Genomic DNA, 16,399 nt, shown 5'->3' with positions numbered 1-16,399 from the left:
CGGGATCAGGGGGATTGGGTCGCGGGAAGCGGGCCATTGTCGGGAACCTGGACTCGGCTGCCGATATTGCCGCGCAACGGCATAAAAGTTCCTTCGCGCAAGGACTGTTCGATGTCTTCGAGCGAATGCCCCTTTGTCTCCGGGACGAAGAAGAACACGAAAATCAGTGACAGCAGGTTGAATCCGGCGTACATGACGAACGCGGGGCCGAGACCGAGGGTGTCGATGGTGCTCAGCGCGGTGAGGGTGAGCACCAGGTTCGAACCCCAGAGCGCCACGGCGTGCAGGCTGGTCGCGCGATCGCGGATGCTCAGCGGGTAGAGCTCGGAGCCGAGCAGCCAGCCGACCGCCTGGAGCCCGGCGGCGTTGCACGCCATGTAGGCGAGCATCAACCCGACGGTGAGATAGCGGTTGGGGTGGTCGGTGAGCACGAACATCAGTCCGAAGCAGAGCAGGAACACGGTCGAACCGGGGATCAGCGTGAGCATCAGCCGGCGGCGGCCCACCACGTCGACCAGTCGTTCGCCGACCGCGGTGAAGATCAGATAGACGGTCGCGATACCCAAACCGGACCACACCACCAGGCCGGTGCCGAAACCCGCGGCGCTGCCGAGGATGGTGTGCGAGTAGTAGATCATCATCTCCAGCCCGGACAGCTGGGTGAAGGCGGCGATGCCGAGGCCCGCGAGGAGTGCGGGCCGCACCCAGCGCTGAGTCAGGTTCGACCAGCCGCCCCGCGCTTCCCGCTGCTCCTGCTGGGAGATCGCCCAGATCTGCAAGGTCTCGTCGACCGCGGCGGACCGATTGGGCCGCAGCCAGCGCAGCACGACGCGGGCTTTGCCGATCGTCCCGTTCTCGATCAGCCAGCGCGGGGTCTCCGGCAGCCGCAGCATCGCCGCGCCGAGCACCAGGGCGGGGAGCACCGCGATGCCGATCATCCAGCGCCAATCGCCGCTGGGCTCGGCGGTGTCGCCCGCGGCCGCGAGCAGGCTGACCAGGTTCGCCAAGAAGATTCCGACGCCGATCGCGATGTTGAAGAAGGTCACCATGGCGCCGCGGCGATGCGGCGGTGCCAGCTCGGCGATGTAGGTCGGGACGATCTGCGAACAGCCGCCCACCGCGAGGCCGAGAAACAGCCGGGCGGCGGCCATCATCCACTCGTCCACCGCGAGCGAACACGCGATGACCCCGACGGCGAAGACGCACGCGATGAGGAAGATGACCTTGCGCCGGCCCAGCGTCTTGGACAGCGATCCGCCGATCAGCGCGCCGATCACCGCACCGGCCAGGATCGCGGCGGTCACGATCTCCTGCCTGGTGTGGTCGATGCCCCACTCGGCGGACATCTTGGGCAGCGCCCCGGAGATGATGCCGGTGTCGTAGCCGTAGAGCATGCCGCCCAGCGCGGCGAACAATGCGACGACCACGACATTGCGGTCCGCAATGTGCCTTTCGTCCTTTGTCGGTTTTTCCGGCGCGGAAACAACCATTTCGTAACCGTCGAGATTCCGGCGGCGCAGCCGCGGCAGAAAAGGCCTGCGTCTGATCGTCGTCGAATTCTCGGTCGGCATCCTTCCAGTTGATAGTGTTCGTCGGCGGTGCGCAAATCAGCGGTACTGATTTGTGAACAGAATTACCCCGAGGTTTGATGAGCTGCTTTCGGGGAAACGTTCGCCGTCGAGACGTGCCACGCCCGATTCGCCGGAATACGTTGGCGGCGACCGACACCCGTTCCAGTTGCACCTTTCCTGGGCGGACCTCGCCGGATCCTGATCCGTCGACGGAATCGGCAGCGACCCAATATGATCCGACGAAGCCGATCGAGGAAGCCGAACATCCGCTCGGCGTCAAGCTTTTCGCGGACACCGAAGAAGGTGCGGGGCTGACACTGCATGATGCGCAGGGGCGTCCGCGAATTCGGTTGCACGTCGCCGCCGACGGCACTCCGTCGATCGCCGTGCTGGACGAGAACGGGAACATCGTCAAGCAGCTCTGAAATACCGGACAGCTCCGAAATGGACCGCCGAACGCCGACCTTACCGCCCTGAAACGTTAGGCAGAGCACGCGTGCCCTTGTTTCCCAGGGCACCCCGCAGGGTCCTCCGGATGTCGGGAGGCAGGTCGTTCTATCGGAGGACGCGTCGACGCCGGAGCGCGACCTACGTTGATCAGGCAGGGCGGGTCGGCGTCGGAGAGGGGCGCGCACCTGCTCGAACTGTTCGACGAATCGGCGGGAGACGGAAATGTTTGATCTTGTTCGCGACAACCCGGTCGCGACGATGATCGTGGTGTCGGAGGTCGGGCTGTGGGTGCTGCTGGCCGCGGGGCTGGTGGCCCGGTATCTGCTGCGGTTGCGGGGGCTGGGTGCGGCGCTGCTGTGGGGGATCCCGCTGCTCGACGTCGCGCTGATCGTGGCGGCGGCCATCGACCTGCATCAGGGTGCGAAGCCCGGGACGATCCACGGCATCGCCGCGCTCTACCTGGGCGTGAGCGTCGCGTTCGGACCGGCGATCGTGCGCTGGGCCGATGTCCGGTTCGCGCACCGCTTCGCGGGCGGCCCGGCACCGGTGAAACCGGCGAAGGGCTCACCGGAGAAGGCCGCGGCACTGTGGCGGGAATGGAATCGAGTGGTGCTCGCGGCCGCGATCGCCTCACTGACGCTGGGGCTGATCATTCTCACCATCGCGCGCGGCGATCAGGCGGACGCACTCTGGTGGTGGATCGGTCGCGCCTGGGCGATCGTCGGCCTGTGGCTGGTGTTCGGTCCCCTGTGGGAGGAAGTGTCGGCGCGGACCACCGGGTCATCTTCTGTGGCCAAAAAGTAAGCAAGAAACCGCCCCCGAGACCCTGCCGTCCGGTGTAGCCTCGCTACCGAGGCCCCCGAACAGATCCTTGTTCGGGGGCCATCGCCATTCTCGTAGGGGTCTACACCGCACCGGGATTCACCGGGGCCTGCGGTCGGCGACGAGCGCGGTGGCGTTGTCGGTGCCGCCCGCGTGCAGTGCGGACTGGACCAGGGTGTCGGCGGCGAGAGTGGCGGAGGCGGAGTTCGCGAGGACGGCCTTGATGGTGGCGATATCGAGCCGCTTGTGCACGCCGTCGGTGCTGAGCAGCAGCCGCCCGCTGCTGGAGCCGGTGCCGGCCTGGCCGATATCGGCGGCCCGGACGGTGCGGGCCGAGGTGGTCACGAGGTGATTCAGGCGCGGCGGCGGTTGCTGGCCGCGGATCCGCCAGAATTCGGCGACGGTGTGGTCGACGGTGATCTGGTGCAGCACCCGGCCGTTCCAGCGGTAGGCCCGGCAGTCGCCGACCCAGGCGATATCGGCGGGACCGTCGCCGGCGGGCAGTACCGCGACGACGAGCACACTGTCCGCCTCGGACTGCGGGAACTGGCGGAGCAGTTCCGCTTGGGCGGCAAGGATTCCCGCGCGGGCGCCGTCGGCGGTGGCGACCCGGGCCGCGACCGCGGCGACCATGCGCGCGGCGCGGACCGCGAGCAGATGATTGCCGATGCCGTCGGCCACGACGAACGCGGTCCGGCCGGTGCCGGGGTCGGTGTGGGTGGCGGCCGCGTCGGCGTTGAGCGAGCGCGCGCCGCGCCTGCTCACCGATTCCCATGTGGCGCCGGTGAGGCGGACCTCCTCGGGATCGGTGTCATCGCTGACAGGTGCCGAGCACATGGGCCGGACCTCCTCGTGCAGACCTGCTCGTGCCGATCGGCACCTTTCCAGTTGACCATCTCAGGCCGTGAACGGGGCTAACGTTTTCCGTGCTGATCCTGTGAAGTCGGTTACGGTTTGATCTCCGTACTCGTCGATGCCGACAATGGCACGGCCAGTTGCGCTTTCACGCGTTCATAGGTGGGCAGGGTCTCATAGCGCTGGACCGATTTGTCGCCGACGAACAGTTCGTTGGAGATCTTGCGGTAGTCGGCCAGATCCGCGGTGACCATCACTACGACGTAATCCCACTGTCCGACGACCGAATAGCACTGCTGCACAGCGGGTTCGGCGAGCATGCGGGCGCAGAACGCGGCGTACTGGTCGGCGTCGTCCTCGGTCAGTTCGACGAGCACGACGGCGGTCAGCGTCATCCCGACCGCTTTCGGATCGACCACGGCGACCTGTGCGGTGATCACCCCGCCGGCCCGGAGTCTGCCGAGTCTGCGCTGAACGGCACTGGGGGACAGGGCAACCCGCTCGCCGAGCTCGTGCAGGGAAAGGGTGGCGTCGACCTGCACCAGGTCGAGCAGCTGGTGGTCGATGTCGTCCAGGGGTAGCGCCGTCACGCAAGAAATTTGCGCCGGGTCGCGAAAATTGTCAATCGCGTCCCGTGCCATTACTTCTAGGGTTCTCGATATGGAGCTTGTCGATATCGGTGACCTGCGGCGACGTGCCGGTGTCAAGTGGGCGCGCGCCGAAGCCGAAGTACTGCCGGGCTGGATCGCGGATATGGATTTCCCGGTGCCCGATGCGGTGCGCGAGGTGCTGCAGCGGGCCGCCGCGGGCGATCTCGGGTATCCGGCCTGGGATGAACACCCCGAACTGAATCCGCTGCCGCACGCCTTCGCCGCCCGCATGCGGGACCGCTACGATTTCGCGATCGATCCGGCCCAGGTGCACGTGTTCACCGAGCTGATCCAGGTGGTGCAGATCGTGCTACAGCTCACGACCCGCCCGGGTGACGCGGTGGCGGTGCACACGCCGACCTACCCGCCGTTCCTGGAGACATTGCGTGTCATGGGACGGCGGCTGGTACCGATCCCGATGATCGCAACGGCCGACGGGTGGAGTTTCGACGCCGAGCGGATGGCCGCGGACGTCCGCGAAACCGGTTGTCGTGCGCTGATCATGGTGAACCCGAACAATCCGACGGGTCACGTCTTCGACCGGGCGGAGCTGACCGCGATCGCGGAGATCGCCTGCCGTCACGATCTGGTGGTGCTCGCCGACGAGATCCACGCCGAACTGGTCCACGACCCGCACCGGCATCTGCCGATCGGCTCGCTCGGTCCGGAAATCGCCGCTCGCACAGTCACACTGAACTCGGCGAGCAAGGCGTTCAACCTGGCCGGGTTGCGCTGCTGTGTCGCGCATGTCGGCGACCGCCGGGTTCGCGAGGCGTTGGCCGCGCAACCGCCGAAGCTGTACGGCCAGGTCAGCGCGCCGAGCGTGCTGGCGACCCACGCGGCCTGGCAACAGGGCGACGAGTGGCTGGCACGCACCCGCGCGGTCTTGACCGCCAACCGCGACCTGGTTGCCGCGTCGCTGCCCCCGCAGCTGCGTTTTCGTCCGCCCCAGGCGAGCTATCTGGCCTGGATCGACTGTCGCGCAATGGAACTGGACCAGGATCCGGCCGCGTTCTTTCTCGATCAGGCCAAGGTCATGCTGCTGTCCGGCCCCGATTTCGGCCCCGGCGGAACAGGTTTCGCCCGCTTGAATTTCGCGACCTACCCTTCGGTGCTGACCGAGATGCTGGACCGGATGCGCGAGGCCACCGTGCGCCGATTGCGATCAGCGTGATGCGGACCCCGCGGGCACCGGGATCGGCACCGTACGCTGTGCCGTCCGGTGTCGCCGGGGGCGTGGGCGCGGGGACGCCGACGGTGCCGTGACGCGCAGGTGGTAGGAAAGGGTACGTGTCCACATCTGTCGAAGGATCGGTTCCCAACAGCGGCTCTCGTGCGGTAGACGAGGTGGTGGACCTGGTCAGCGCGCTGATCCGGTTCGACACCTCCAACACCGGCGAGCTGGCCACCACCAAGGGCGAACGCGAGTGCGCCGAATGGGTGGCCGAGCAACTGCACGAGGCGGGGTATACGACCGAGTATGTGGAATCCGGCGCGCCCGGCCGCGGGAACGTCTTCGCGCGGTTGGCCGGCGCCGACCCGAGCCGGGGCGCACTGATGATGCACGGGCACCTGGACGTGGTGCCCGCGGAGGCCGCGGACTGGAGCGTGCACCCGTTCTCGGGCGCGGTGCGCGACGGCTACGTGTGGGGCCGCGGCGCCATCGACATGAAGGACATGGTCGGCATGATGCTGGCCATCGCGCGCCAGTTCAAGATCGAGGGCACGGTGCCGCCGCGCGATATCGTCTTCGCGTTCCTGGCCGACGAGGAGAACGGCGGCAAATGGGGATCGCAGTGGCTGGTGGACAATCGGCCGGATCTGTTCGAGGGGGTCACCGAGGCGGTCGGTGAGGTCGGCGGGTTCTCGCTGACCGTGCCGCGCCCGGACGGCACCGAGCGCAGGCTCTATCTGGTGGAGACCGCCGAGAAGGGCTTGGGCTGGATGCGGTTGCGCGCCAAGGCCCGTGCGGGCCACGGCTCGTTCCTGCACGACGACAACGCGGTCACCATCCTCGCCGATGCGGTGGCCCGGCTCGGCAAACACACCTTCCCCCTGGTGATGTCGGATTCGGTGGCGGAGTTCCTGGCCGCCGTCGCCGAGGAGACCGGGCTCGACTTCGACCCGGACAGTCCCGATATCGAAGGCCAGCTGGCCAAGCTGGGCACCATCTCGCGGATCATCGGTGCGACACTGCGGGATACGGCGAATCCGACCATGCTGCAGGCCGGGTACAAGGCCAACGTCATCCCGCAGACCGCCGAGGCCGTGGTCGACTGCCGGGTGGTGCCGGGACGGCAGGCGGCGTTCGAGCGGGAGGTCGACGAGTTGATCGGCCCGGACGTCGAGCGGGAGTGGATCACCAAACTCGACTCGTACGAAACGACATTCGACGGTCACCTGGTGGACGCGATGAACGACGCGATCCTCGCGCACGACCCGCAGGGCCGTACCGTGCCCTACATGCTCTCGGGTGGCACCGACGCGAAGGCGTTCGCTCGCTTGGGCATTCGCTGCTTCGGGTTCGCGCCCTTGCAGCTGCCGCCGGAGCTCGACTTCACCGCGCTGTTCCACGGTGTGGACGAGCGGGTTCCGGTGCAAGCGCTCGAATTCGGCACCCGCGTACTGGAACATTTCCTCCTGAACAGCTGACGATCGACGAAAGGACACCCTCGTGCCCGATTACTCCTACAACCCCTACGACGCGCTGCCGCAGCTGCCCTCGTTCACGCTGACCTCCGCGGACGTCACCGACGGTGAGCCGTTCGGCAACGATCAGGTCAGCGGCGTGTTCGGCGCGGGCGGCAAGGATATCTCGCCGCAGCTGTCCTGGTCCGGATTCCCGGCCGAGACAATGAGTTTCGCGATCACCGTGTTCGATCCGGACGCGCCGACCGCGTCCGGGTTCTGGCACTGGGCGGTCGCCGACATCCCGGTGAGCGCGACCTCGCTGCCCAGCGGCGCGGGCAGCGGTGAGGAGGGCGGCGCGCTGCCCACCGGCGCGATCTCGCTGCGCAACGACGGCGGGTTCGCCGGCTTCGTCGGCGCCGGGCCGCCGCCCGGGCACGGCTACCACCGGTACTTCATCGCGGTGCACGCGGTGGACGTGGAGAGCCTGGGCATCGACGCGAGCGCCAGCCCGGCCTACCTCGGCTTCAATCTGTTCTCGCATGCCATCGCGCGTGCGGTGATCGTGGCTACCTACGAGCAGAAGTAGGCCGGCGCAAGACTGTGGCCCTGGGTGAAAAACCCAGGGCCACAGTCGTGTTCGCGTGTTACTTGACCGAGATGACGTGCTCGGGCGGCTGCGCGGCGTAGAGCGCGGCGATCTCGGCGGCGTACTTGGCCGCGATCGGGTTGCGCTTGAGCGACATCTTCGGGGTCAGCTCGTCCCCGCCGGGCTCCCACACCGCGCCGATGATGGTGAAGCGCTTGATCTGCTCGACCCGGGAGAGCTTGACGTTGCCCTGCAGCACCGCCGCCCGCACCTCGTCGACGATCTCCTGGCGGCGCGCCAGGGTCGGCAGGTCGGCGTCGGTCGCGCCGAGATCCTTGGCGCGCAACGCCGCCACATCGGGGTCGAGCACGATCAACGCGCCGATATAAGCCCGCGCGTCACCGATCGCGACGACCTGCCCGACGAGCGAAGAGGCGGCCTTGACGGCGTTCTCGACGTTGCTGGGCGCGATGTTCTTGCCCGCCTCGTTGATGATCAGTTCCTTCTTGCGATCGATGACGCGCACGTATCCGTCGGGGTCGAGGGTGCCGACATCGCCGGTGTGCAGCCAGCCGTCCGCGTCGATGGTGTCGGCGGTCTGCTCGGGCATGTTGCGGTAGCCGCTGGTGACCATGGGCCCGCGCACCAGGATCTCGCCGTCGGTGTCGAGCCGCAGTTCGATGCCGTCGAGGGGACGACCGACCGAGCCGGGCCGCGGCTTGTCCAGTTCGGTGAACGTGCCGACGCCGGTGGTCTCCGACATGCCCCACACCTCGCTCACGGTGAAGCCGAGGCCGAGGAAGTACTCGAGGGTCTCCGGCGGGATCGGGGCGGCGCCGGAGGCGGCGATGTTCAGTGCGTCGAGGCCCATCGCGTGCCGCAGCTTCGCCAGCACCAGCGTTTCGGCCAGCCGATGCTGCACCGCGAGCACCGGGCCGCGGCTCTTACCCGCGAGATCGGCTCGGGCCGCGGCGATTCCGGTGTCGATGGCCCACAGCGCGAGGGTCTTCTTCACCTGGCTGGTCTCGGCCGCGAGCTTGGTCTCGATGCCGGCCTTGATCTTCTGCCACACCCGGGGCACGCCGAAGAAGCTCGTCGGGCGGGCGTCGGGGAGTGCGGCGGCGACCTCGCGCGGGTCGGTGACGGTGGTCAGCTGGATGCCGGTGAGCAGGTTCATGGCGTGCGCGGAGATGCGGTCGGCGACGTGCGCGGCGGGCAGATAGGACACGGCGCGGTCGTCCAGCCCGACCGGCAGCGGCCCGGCCACCAGCCCGATCACCTGGGCGAGCACGTTGCGGTGGGTGACCTCGACGCCCTTGGACGGGCCGGTGGTGCCGGAGGTGTAGATCAGGGTGGCGAGGTCGTCCGGTTGCACGGCGCGCCAGGTGGCCTCGAAATCGAAGTCGGCGGCCGGGTTGCCCTCCACCTCGTCCAGGGTGATCGTGCCGGTCGCGGGGCCGTCGACCACGATGATGTGGGCGAGCTCGACCCCGGCCGCGGTCACCTTGTCCAGGAAGACCCGTTCCGTCACCACGACTTTGTTCGCGGCATTGGTGAACAGGTGGGTGATCTGCTCGGGTGAACTGGTGTTGTAGATCGAGAACGGGGTGGCGCCCAGATGCAGGGCGGCCGTGTCGACCAGATTGAACTCGGGCCGGTTGGTGAGCATGATGCCGACGGTGTCGCCGCGGGTGACGCCGAGCCGGGCCAGGCCCGCCGCGATCGTCCGCACGCGCCGGCCGTACTCCCGCCACGTGATCTCCTGCGTCCCGCCGACGGTCCGCAACGCGACCTGCTCGGGCCGCACGCTCATGGTCTCTTGAAACGCTTCCGGGATGGTGTAGACCGTTTTGCCCGATTTGTGCGAATAGCCGATGTCTGTAGTCGTCATAACCCTGTTCCCGATAGCTGTGCCATGAACCGCGCCTCACGGCGTCCGCACGCGGGCGGTTCGAGACCCGATCCTGACAGAATGCAGCAGCTCAACTGTCAGTTTCTCACGAGTCGATGCGCCAGGAGTGGCGCGGCTCACTCATGGTAGCCAGATCCGCAGGTAGTGGTACGGCTTACTCGGGAAGTTATGGACGCGCGACCTACTGTGCCTCGAATCGTCGGATGACGCGAACCCAGCGAGCGCGCAGCGCCGCGATCCGGCCGCCGCGGACGGTTGCCGCAGGGCTGCGCACGATGACTTTGATCCCGCCCGCGCGCACGGCACGGACCTTGTCGGGGTTGTCGGTGAGCAGCCGCACCGATCGCAGTCCCAGTCGTTGCAGCGCGGCCACCGCGTGCCGATAGGACCGGGCATCGGCGGCAGGATTGCAGGGCGTGCCGATGTCGTGGCGCTGCGCGGCCCGCAGTCCGCGGGCCTTGCCGACCAGTCCCGCGCCGCGGCCCTCCTGCTCCAGATAGATCAGCACGCCCCCGCCTGCCGCCTGGATCCGGTCCATCGCGTCGTCGAGTGCGACGCCGCAGCGGCAGTGGTCGGCGCGCAACGCGTCACCGTAGAGGCACCGCGAGTGGATCCGGACCAGGCAGCCGTCGGCGATCTCGCCGAAGACCAAGACGTGTCCGCCGTCGCGGTCGCCGGGCAGTTCGTGCACCCGGACCTGGAGGTCGCGGCCCTTGCGCAGCAACCGATGTCCGGTGTCGGCGGGTGCCGAGTCGATGATGGTCACCGAGGACCCCCGGTGCGCGTCATGAGCAGCACTCCGGGTGCGCGACGACGATCACGGTGTCCACACCTGCCGAGTCGTCGGCGAGGGCCAGCGGCGGGGCGGGCAGCGGCGTCAGCTCGAGCCGCCCGGTCTCGGCGTGCCGGTCGTGCCGGGTTCGCAACTCGGCGATGAGATCGCTGGATCGCAGCGCGTGACCGCCGAGCAGGAGCACGCCGAGCAGCGCCGCGGTCACCGCCACACTGATATGACCGAACGACACGAGCAGCACGGCCAGCAGCGCGATCGGCGCCATCAGCACCACCTCGCGGCTCGGTAGCAGTGAGCGCAGCCGAGGCACGGGCAGCGGCGGTGCGGGCGCGTCGAACGGGGCCAGATCGGCGGGCAGGGTGTGCCCGCGGTACAGCCGCTTGGCCTCGAGATAGGCCCGGGCTCGGTCGCTGCGTACCGGCGTGATCAGCGGTGCGGCAATGACATTCAAGCCCGCGGCGCGCACCGTCTCGATCTTGATGGGATTGTTGGTGAGTAACGTGACCGAGCGCAGGCCGAGCCCGGCCAGCCCATGAGCCGCCGCCTCGAAGGTGCGCGCGTCGACGGGGTAGCCCAGCTGTGCGTAGCTGGTGAAGCTGTCGGTGCGGTGCTGCTCGCTGTGCCGGTATCCGCGGGCCTTCGCGACCAGTCCGAGCCCGCGGCCCTCCTGTTCCAGATAGACCAGGACGCCGCAGCCGGCCGTCTGGATGAGGTCGAGCGCGGCGTCGAGCTCCGGACCGCAGTCGCAGTCGTCGGAGCGCAGGGTCTCGCCGTACAGACAGCGCGAATGGATCCGGACCAGGCATCCGTCGGTGAGCTCACCGAAGATCAGCAGATGTCCTCGTTCGGTCGCGTCGTCGAGTTCGAGCACCCTGACCGGCAGGGTGCTCTCCTTGCGCGTGAACCGGTGCTCGGTCTCGGCAAGGCCGGACAGCGACGTGGTCAATGCTCCTCCGAAGCAAGTCTGACGATGCGGTCGATATCGCTGACCGGTGGCATCGCTCCGGGGACATCCCCGAACGACTGCGTTGCCACCATCGCCGCGGTCGCCCAGATGTAGTCGTTCTCATCGGCCGGTCGGCGGGTCGAGACGAGACGGTATACCAGCGCCGCCGCGAAGGCTGCCTGAGCACCCGGTGAATCCGCCATCGCGGCGGGGAACGGTGGAATCTGGGTGCTCACGCGGTCGGACCAGACGGTGCAGCGGAAGTCCTCGATCGCGCAGACCGACCGGACCCCGAGGGCGCGCAGGCGCTGCGCGGTGGCGGCGGGGGAGGCCGCGGCGCCGTCGGGCACCATCGCGGCCAGGTCCTTGCTGGTGCCCGCGAGATAGTCGACGGCGCCGAGGTATTGGTAGAGATACTGCGGTACGCCGATCGACGGCGCCGGGTGGACGACGAGCAGCGGACGCGGAGACAGCCGCTGCACCAACGACATCACGCGTTCGAGGACCGGGCTCGGTTGTTCGAAGGTGAGCAGCACCGCGTCCGAGGAAGCGAGCGCGGCGTTGATCATCGGGCTGCGTAAGTCCTGGGCGCTCAACCGGATCCGGTCGTCGCGGCAGCCGATGAAGCCCGCGGCGCCGGTGCTGGTGATCAGCACGGCGGTCACCGGCGTCGGTGCGTCGGGCACCACCTTCACCAGGTCGGTGTCCACGCCCTGGTCGCGCAGATACTGCAGCACGCGCCGGCCTGCGGCGTCGTCGCCGACCGCGGAGATCAGCCGGACCTGCAGACCGAGCCGGGCGGCGGCCACCGCGCGACTGAGCCCCTTGCCGCCGGGATGTTCTTCGAAGCTGCTGCCCTGCGTCGACGCGCCCGCCACCGGGATGTGGTCGACGAAGTAGAGATGGTCGATCACCGCGTCGCCGATCACCGTGACCACGCCTGGAACCGTCGGTGTGGCAGGCGGTTTCGTGGTCGGTGGGGCGCGGAAGATCGGCGTGGTGTGCGCCGAGGCCGCGTCGTAGACCGATTCGTTGACGAGCAGGTTCGCCAGCGCGGTGAACGCGCGGCGCTCGGGGGTGGCGCGCAGCGAGCGCACGGTCGGCGCGGGCGGGATGTCCTCGGCGGCAAGGGCTTCGTGCAGCAGGCGCCACTGCTCGGTCAGGTACTCCCGGCGCTCGCCGAGATCGGCGGCGTAGAGCCGATCGAGATCCACTGCGGCGGCGGCGTTGTCGTCGCGGAGCAGCCCGAGGACGAGCTCGGCGTCGGCGATGAGCCGGTTCGTCGGCGGCAATTGCGCGGCCAGATCGCGGACGACCGGTAATACCGCCTCTTCGGCGGAGATCCCGTTGCGGTGCGCGTGCTGCCGTACGGCCAGCAGATCCAGTAGCGGTGCGACGTCTATCTCGGTGGTGCGCAGGCGGTCCAGGCTGAGTCCGGATCGCTTGCACAGTCGCGTGAGGATGTTGCGTACGGCAACCACTCCCGAGTCCTGCGGGACCATGGCGGGCTCGACCTCTCTCGTCGTCGTTGCTGAGGGGTATACCCGCGTTCGCCGAAAATCGGCGTTTAGCCCGCGGGCGAACTGTCAATTACCAACCTACAACGGCAATTGACGGTCCGATACGGCAAATGCCACACTGGGTTCGGCGAGGCATCGCCTCCCAGCCACCTCGGGAGGGGACCCGGAGATGAAAACAGTTCTCCTGATTCGGCACAACCGGCGGCGCAGGCCGCACCGGCACCTCGGTACCGACACCGAGCTGGAACCGAACATGGTCGGAGCTTAGGCGGGGCGCGGCGCAGTTCTCGCAGACCCCTTACTCGTGCCGGTCGTGGCCGGCATTCGCATCGCTTCCGCGAGGAAGCCGCACCGGTTCGCGCACGACGCCGACCGGGCTCACCGATCTCGAGTGCAGCAGCACGCGCCCATGCGACGACCCACCTGGAGGAGGCCGCCGTGACGATTTTCGAGAACAGCCGATCGATGACGAGCAGTGTCTGCGGCGAATGGGCGGAACGGGTGACCGGACGCGCCGAACCGGCCTGGCTCGTGAGCTGGCTACCGCACCGGCTGAACCGCGAGCAGGCCAGGGCGGCAATGGAATTGGGCGAGCTGCTGAGTCGCCCCGACTTCGCGTCGGACCATCCGGCGCAGGCCCGGGCCGAGGCCTCGGCCGGTGTCCTCGGCGTCACCGTGCGGCAGGCCCTGGAACTGCTGCATCGGCGGATGCGGGACAGACATTCGTGAACACGTTCGATTTGTTGGACCGGAGGCAGTCATGACTGTGCACATCACCTTCTGGACTATGACCAGCGATATCACCCCGGAATGGGCGTACCGCGAAGCGGACGGCACGGACCGGTGGCGGTTGAGCTGGCTGCCCGAGCGCCTGCTCACCGCCGAGCAGGCGCAGTTGGGCATGGAACTCGACGAACTGCTGAGCGACCTGAGCGCGGTGCACGACCGGGCGGTGCAGGATCGGATCGATGTCTGCGCCGAGCAGCTCGGCATACCGCGCAACGGCGCACTGTTGCTGCTGGCCCGCCGGATGGCGGTGCGGCTGCACCAGGAACGCGCCGCGGGTGCGGCTGCCGCGCCGGGACGCACTCCGCGGTCGCATCCGCTGCGCAAGCACCTCGTCGAACCGCCGTACGTCCTCGGCTGAGGCGCGCGAACCGGCTCAGGCGTTGGCGGTGTGCTCGGCACCGACCGCGTCGGCCAGGCTCCGATAGCCGTTGGCGCGCAGGCGTTCGGCGAGACCGCGATGGATCTTGCGGGTCCAGAACGGGCCGCCGTAGATGAAGCCGGTGTAGCCCTGCAGCAGGGTGGCGCCGGCCAGGATGCGTTCCCAGGCCTGGTCGGCGGTTTCGATGCCGCCGACCGAGATGAGCACGAGGCGGTCGCCGACGCGGCGGTACAGGCGGCGCAGCACGTCGAGCGAGCGATCGGCGACGGGCGCGCCGGACAGGCCGCCCGCGCCCATGGCGGTGACCTCGGCGGCGGCGGTGGCCAGGCCGTCGCGGCGGATGGTGGTGTTGGTGGCGACGATGCCCGCCAGGCCGAGTTCGACGGCGAGGTCGGCGACGGCGTCGATGTCCTCGTCGGACAGGTCGGGGGCGATCTTCACCAGCACCGGTACCTGCACGCTGTCCAGCACCGCCTGCAACAGCGGGCGCAGCGATTCGACGGCCTGCAGGTCGCGCAGGCCGGGGGTATTGGGGGAGCTGACGTTGACGACCACGAAGTCGGCGAGCGGGCCGAGCAGTGCCGCGCTGATCGCGTAATCGTCTGCGGCGTGGGCGGCTTCGACGATCTTCGTCTTGCCGATGTTCGCGCCGATCGGCACTCCGCCGCGCCGATCGCGCAGCTGTCCGGCGGCCGCCGCGGCACCGAAGTTGTTGAAGCCCATACGATTGATGAGCGCGCGATCGGCAGGCAGCCGGAACAGGCGCGGCGCGGGGTTACCCGGCTGCGCCTGGGCGGTGACGGTGCCGATCTCGGCGAAACCGAAACCCAGTGGCGCCCACGCGTCGACGCCGTCGGCGTTCTTGTCGAAGCCGGCGGCCAAGCCGAGCGGCGCGGGGAATTCGACGCCGAACGCGGTATTACGCAGGATCGGATCGTCGGTGACGAAAAGCTTGGTCATCAGCCAGCGGGTCGGCGCGAGCCGGCCGCACACGCGCATCGTGGCGAAGACCAGGTGGTGGATCCGCTCCGGCGGGACCAGGAACATCAGGCGTAATAACAGGGCGTACATCGGCTCACATTCCCGGTTCGGGCTGGGGTAGTGCGGTTTTTCGGCGGCGCAGCAGCACCCGGCGGCTGCCGTCGGTGTAAGCCCGCACGCGGGACAACTCCCAGCCCCCGAATTCGGCCTGGATGGCCAGCCGCATCGAGGCCGTCACCCGGGTCACCTCGGGCGGCAGCCGCAGCGGCACGTATTCGTAATCGTCACTGGTGGTCTCCCACCCGGCAGGCAGGGCGCGCGGGCGCACCGTCCGCCTGCCGGAATGATGTGCTGAGGCTGGTTCGTCCGCTGCCCGAGTCATCAGTGCCCTCTCTTCCGATCGTCCGCGCGGATCCGCTGCAGACCGTCGCCGGTCGCGGAGCCCACGAACATGTCACCGGTGCGCTGCTCGATGGTCACCGAGTTCGGCTGCCGGACGGTGGCGTACCGCCCCACCTCTTTCGGTATACCCGTCGACAGATCGAAGCCGACGACTTCGTTGGTCTGTGTGCACGTCACCCACACGGTGTCGGACCGCTGGTCGTAGGCAATCGCGTAAGGCGAAGAGTTTACCGGGAATCGCTGGTGCAGGACGAGAGGTCCGGCGCTGAAGACCAGCAGTTCGCCCCCGTCGGTGTCGGTGACGAGCACCCGGCCGAACCGATCGGAGATCATGTTCGTGGCCCCGTCACCGGCGCGAAGGGCCAGGCCGAGGGACTTTTTGCCGAGTTCGATCTCGGTCACCGAGGTCTGCCTGCGGTCCAGAACTGTGACGTGATCGTCGGTCAGCGCCAGCGCGTCGGCCGAGGCCAGTCCGGAGACGGTGCGGGTGTTCTCGCCCTCGGGCGAGAGTGTGCGCACCTTGCCGTCGGCGGTGCCGACGATCAGCGTGTCGTCCGCGCGGCGCTGCACCGAGCGGGCGTCGCCGTCGACCGCGACCTCGGTGAGCGCGCCGGTCGCGACCTCGACACGCAGGACGCGCTCGGACGCGGGGACCAGGACTTCGCCCGGCTTGCCCTGCACGAGCGCAGCCCCCCGAGCGGGCAGCGAAATCGTGCGCGGGTTCGGCGTGTCGGGGTCGATAAGCAGCGTGTCGCCGTTCGTGCCGAGTGCCACGATCCGCCCGGTGGACTCCTCGGCGAGCAGTGCGCCGATCGGGGTGGTCACGCCGACGATATCGCCTGTGGGGCGGGCACTCTGGGCGGGCGCGACCGCGGCGGTCGCGGGGTCCCGGGTGGCCAGATCGTCCCCGTCGGCACTCGAGGAGCATCCGGTCAGCAGCAGCACGGCCGCCACGCCGGAGATCGCCGCCGATTCCACCCAACCGCGAGGGGGCATCCTCCGAACTCCTTCTACCGACGAATCAACCGCTACACAAACATCTGACCATGTCGGTATACCGGCATGGCGTACCGGGGTGTCGGCGGGCGGTGAATGTCGGTGACGCGGGTTAC

The 16,399-nt window shown here is 68.5% G+C and carries 17 protein-coding genes; 7 read left to right on the top strand and 10 right to left on the bottom strand.

All coding sequences use genetic code 11. The features are described from left to right. Positions 1-5: 5 nt before the first annotated feature. A complete protein-coding gene (locus O3I_RS21280; RefSeq protein ID WP_014985039.1) occupies positions 6-1,571 on the bottom strand; it encodes a sugar porter family MFS transporter in 1,566 nt (521 codons plus the stop codon). 140 nt (positions 1,572-1,711) lie between these two features. On the opposite strand from O3I_RS21280, the gene O3I_RS21275 reads away from it, so the two are divergent. Both O3I_RS21275 and O3I_RS21270 read left to right on the top strand, forming a co-directional pair. Continuing rightward, positions 1,712-1,996 carry a hypothetical protein gene (locus O3I_RS21275; protein WP_014985038.1) on the top strand — a complete coding sequence of 95 codons (285 nt, stop codon included), beginning with the start codon at positions 1,712-1,714 and terminating at the stop codon, positions 1,994-1,996. A gap of 247 nt (positions 1,997-2,243) precedes the next feature. Further along, positions 2,244-2,825 carry a hypothetical protein gene (locus O3I_RS21270; protein ID WP_014985037.1) on the top strand — a complete coding sequence of 194 codons (582 nt, stop codon included), beginning with the start codon at positions 2,244-2,246 and terminating at the stop codon, positions 2,823-2,825. A 117-nt stretch (positions 2,826-2,942) separates the two neighbouring features. Here O3I_RS21270 and O3I_RS21265 read toward each other — a convergent pair whose 3' ends face one another. Next, the gene (locus tag O3I_RS21265; RefSeq protein WP_014985036.1) at positions 2,943-3,680 is read right to left on the bottom strand and encodes a PP2C family protein-serine/threonine phosphatase; all 738 of its coding nucleotides are present in this window, start codon (positions 3,678-3,680) and stop codon (positions 2,943-2,945) included. Between the two features lie 110 nt (positions 3,681-3,790). After that, positions 3,791-4,288 carry an Lrp/AsnC family transcriptional regulator gene (locus O3I_RS21260; RefSeq protein WP_041564114.1) on the bottom strand — a complete coding sequence of 166 codons (498 nt, stop codon included), beginning with the start codon at positions 4,286-4,288 and terminating at the stop codon, positions 3,791-3,793. Positions 4,289-4,358: 70 nt separating this feature from the next. Here O3I_RS21260 and O3I_RS21255 point away from each other — a divergent pair, with 70 nt between their 5' ends. The 3 genes from O3I_RS21255 (at position 4,359) to O3I_RS21245 (ending at position 7,565) form a co-directional block, all read left to right on the top strand. Further along, entirely contained in the window at positions 4,359-5,522 is a 1,164-nt protein-coding gene (locus O3I_RS21255; protein ID WP_014985034.1) for a MalY/PatB family protein, read from the top strand. Positions 5,523-5,638: 116 nt separating this feature from the next. After that, on the top strand, positions 5,639-7,000 hold the full coding sequence (locus O3I_RS21250) for a M20/M25/M40 family metallo-hydrolase (protein WP_051066711.1): 1,362 nt from the start codon (positions 5,639-5,641) through the stop codon (positions 6,998-7,000). A gap of 22 nt (positions 7,001-7,022) precedes the next feature. Beyond that, complete coding sequence (locus tag O3I_RS21245) at positions 7,023-7,565, top strand: YbhB/YbcL family Raf kinase inhibitor-like protein (protein ID WP_014985032.1); 543 nt, start codon at positions 7,023-7,025, stop codon at positions 7,563-7,565. Between the two features lie 58 nt (positions 7,566-7,623). Here the strand turns inward: O3I_RS21245 and O3I_RS21240 are convergent, their stop codons facing one another. The 4 genes from O3I_RS21240 to O3I_RS21225 all read right to left on the bottom strand — a co-directional run bounded on the left by O3I_RS21240 (position 7,624) and on the right by O3I_RS21225 (position 12,697). After that, positions 7,624-9,456: an AMP-dependent synthetase/ligase gene (locus O3I_RS21240; protein ID WP_014985031.1), complete on the bottom strand. Its 1,833-nt coding sequence runs from the start codon at positions 9,454-9,456 to the stop codon at positions 7,624-7,626. Between the two features lie 202 nt (positions 9,457-9,658). Further along, entirely contained in the window at positions 9,659-10,243 is a 585-nt protein-coding gene (locus O3I_RS21235; protein WP_014985030.1) for a GTP cyclohydrolase, read from the bottom strand. A gap of 19 nt (positions 10,244-10,262) precedes the next feature. Further along, positions 10,263-11,216 carry a GTP cyclohydrolase gene (locus O3I_RS21230; RefSeq protein WP_014985029.1) on the bottom strand — a complete coding sequence of 318 codons (954 nt, stop codon included), beginning with the start codon at positions 11,214-11,216 and terminating at the stop codon, positions 10,263-10,265. After that, positions 11,213-12,697: a PfkB family carbohydrate kinase gene (locus tag O3I_RS21225; protein ID WP_237748104.1), complete on the bottom strand. Its 1,485-nt coding sequence runs from the start codon at positions 12,695-12,697 to the stop codon at positions 11,213-11,215. Before O3I_RS21225 ends, O3I_RS21230 begins: the two co-directional genes overlap by 4 nt. 477 nt (positions 12,698-13,174) lie before the next feature. Here O3I_RS21225 and O3I_RS21220 point away from each other — a divergent pair, with 477 nt between their 5' ends. Then, positions 13,175-13,465, top strand: a complete 291-nt coding sequence (locus O3I_RS21220) for a hypothetical protein (protein WP_014985027.1) — start codon at positions 13,175-13,177, stop codon at positions 13,463-13,465. Positions 13,466-13,496: 31 nt separating this feature from the next. Next, a complete protein-coding gene (locus tag O3I_RS21215) occupies positions 13,497-13,883 on the top strand; it encodes a hypothetical protein (RefSeq protein WP_014985026.1) in 387 nt (128 codons plus the stop codon). Positions 13,884-13,898: 15 nt separating this feature from the next. Here O3I_RS21215 and O3I_RS21210 read toward each other — a convergent pair whose 3' ends face one another. The 3 genes from O3I_RS21210 to O3I_RS21200 are packed head-to-tail and all read right to left on the bottom strand — an operon-like array spanning position 13,899 to position 16,283. Continuing rightward, positions 13,899-14,975 (bottom strand): quinone-dependent dihydroorotate dehydrogenase, encoded by a 1,077-nt coding sequence (locus O3I_RS21210; RefSeq protein WP_041562756.1) that lies wholly within the window; start codon positions 14,973-14,975, stop codon positions 13,899-13,901. Positions 14,976-14,979: 4 nt separating this feature from the next. Then, positions 14,980-15,267 carry a DUF5703 family protein gene (locus O3I_RS21205; protein ID WP_226887334.1) on the bottom strand — a complete coding sequence of 96 codons (288 nt, stop codon included), beginning with the start codon at positions 15,265-15,267 and terminating at the stop codon, positions 14,980-14,982. Further along, positions 15,267-16,283: a hypothetical protein gene (locus O3I_RS21200; protein WP_051066707.1), complete on the bottom strand. Its 1,017-nt coding sequence runs from the start codon at positions 16,281-16,283 to the stop codon at positions 15,267-15,269. Before O3I_RS21200 ends, O3I_RS21205 begins: the two co-directional genes overlap by 1 nt. Positions 16,284-16,399: the final 116 nt, after the last annotated feature.

Source organism: Nocardia brasiliensis ATCC 700358, from assembly GCF_000250675.2.
In the GTDB taxonomy this organism is placed as follows: domain Bacteria; phylum Actinomycetota; class Actinomycetes; order Mycobacteriales; family Mycobacteriaceae; genus Nocardia; species Nocardia brasiliensis_B.
The sequence above is the reverse complement of the archived record's forward strand: the minus strand, read 5'-3'. Positions and strand labels throughout refer to the sequence as shown.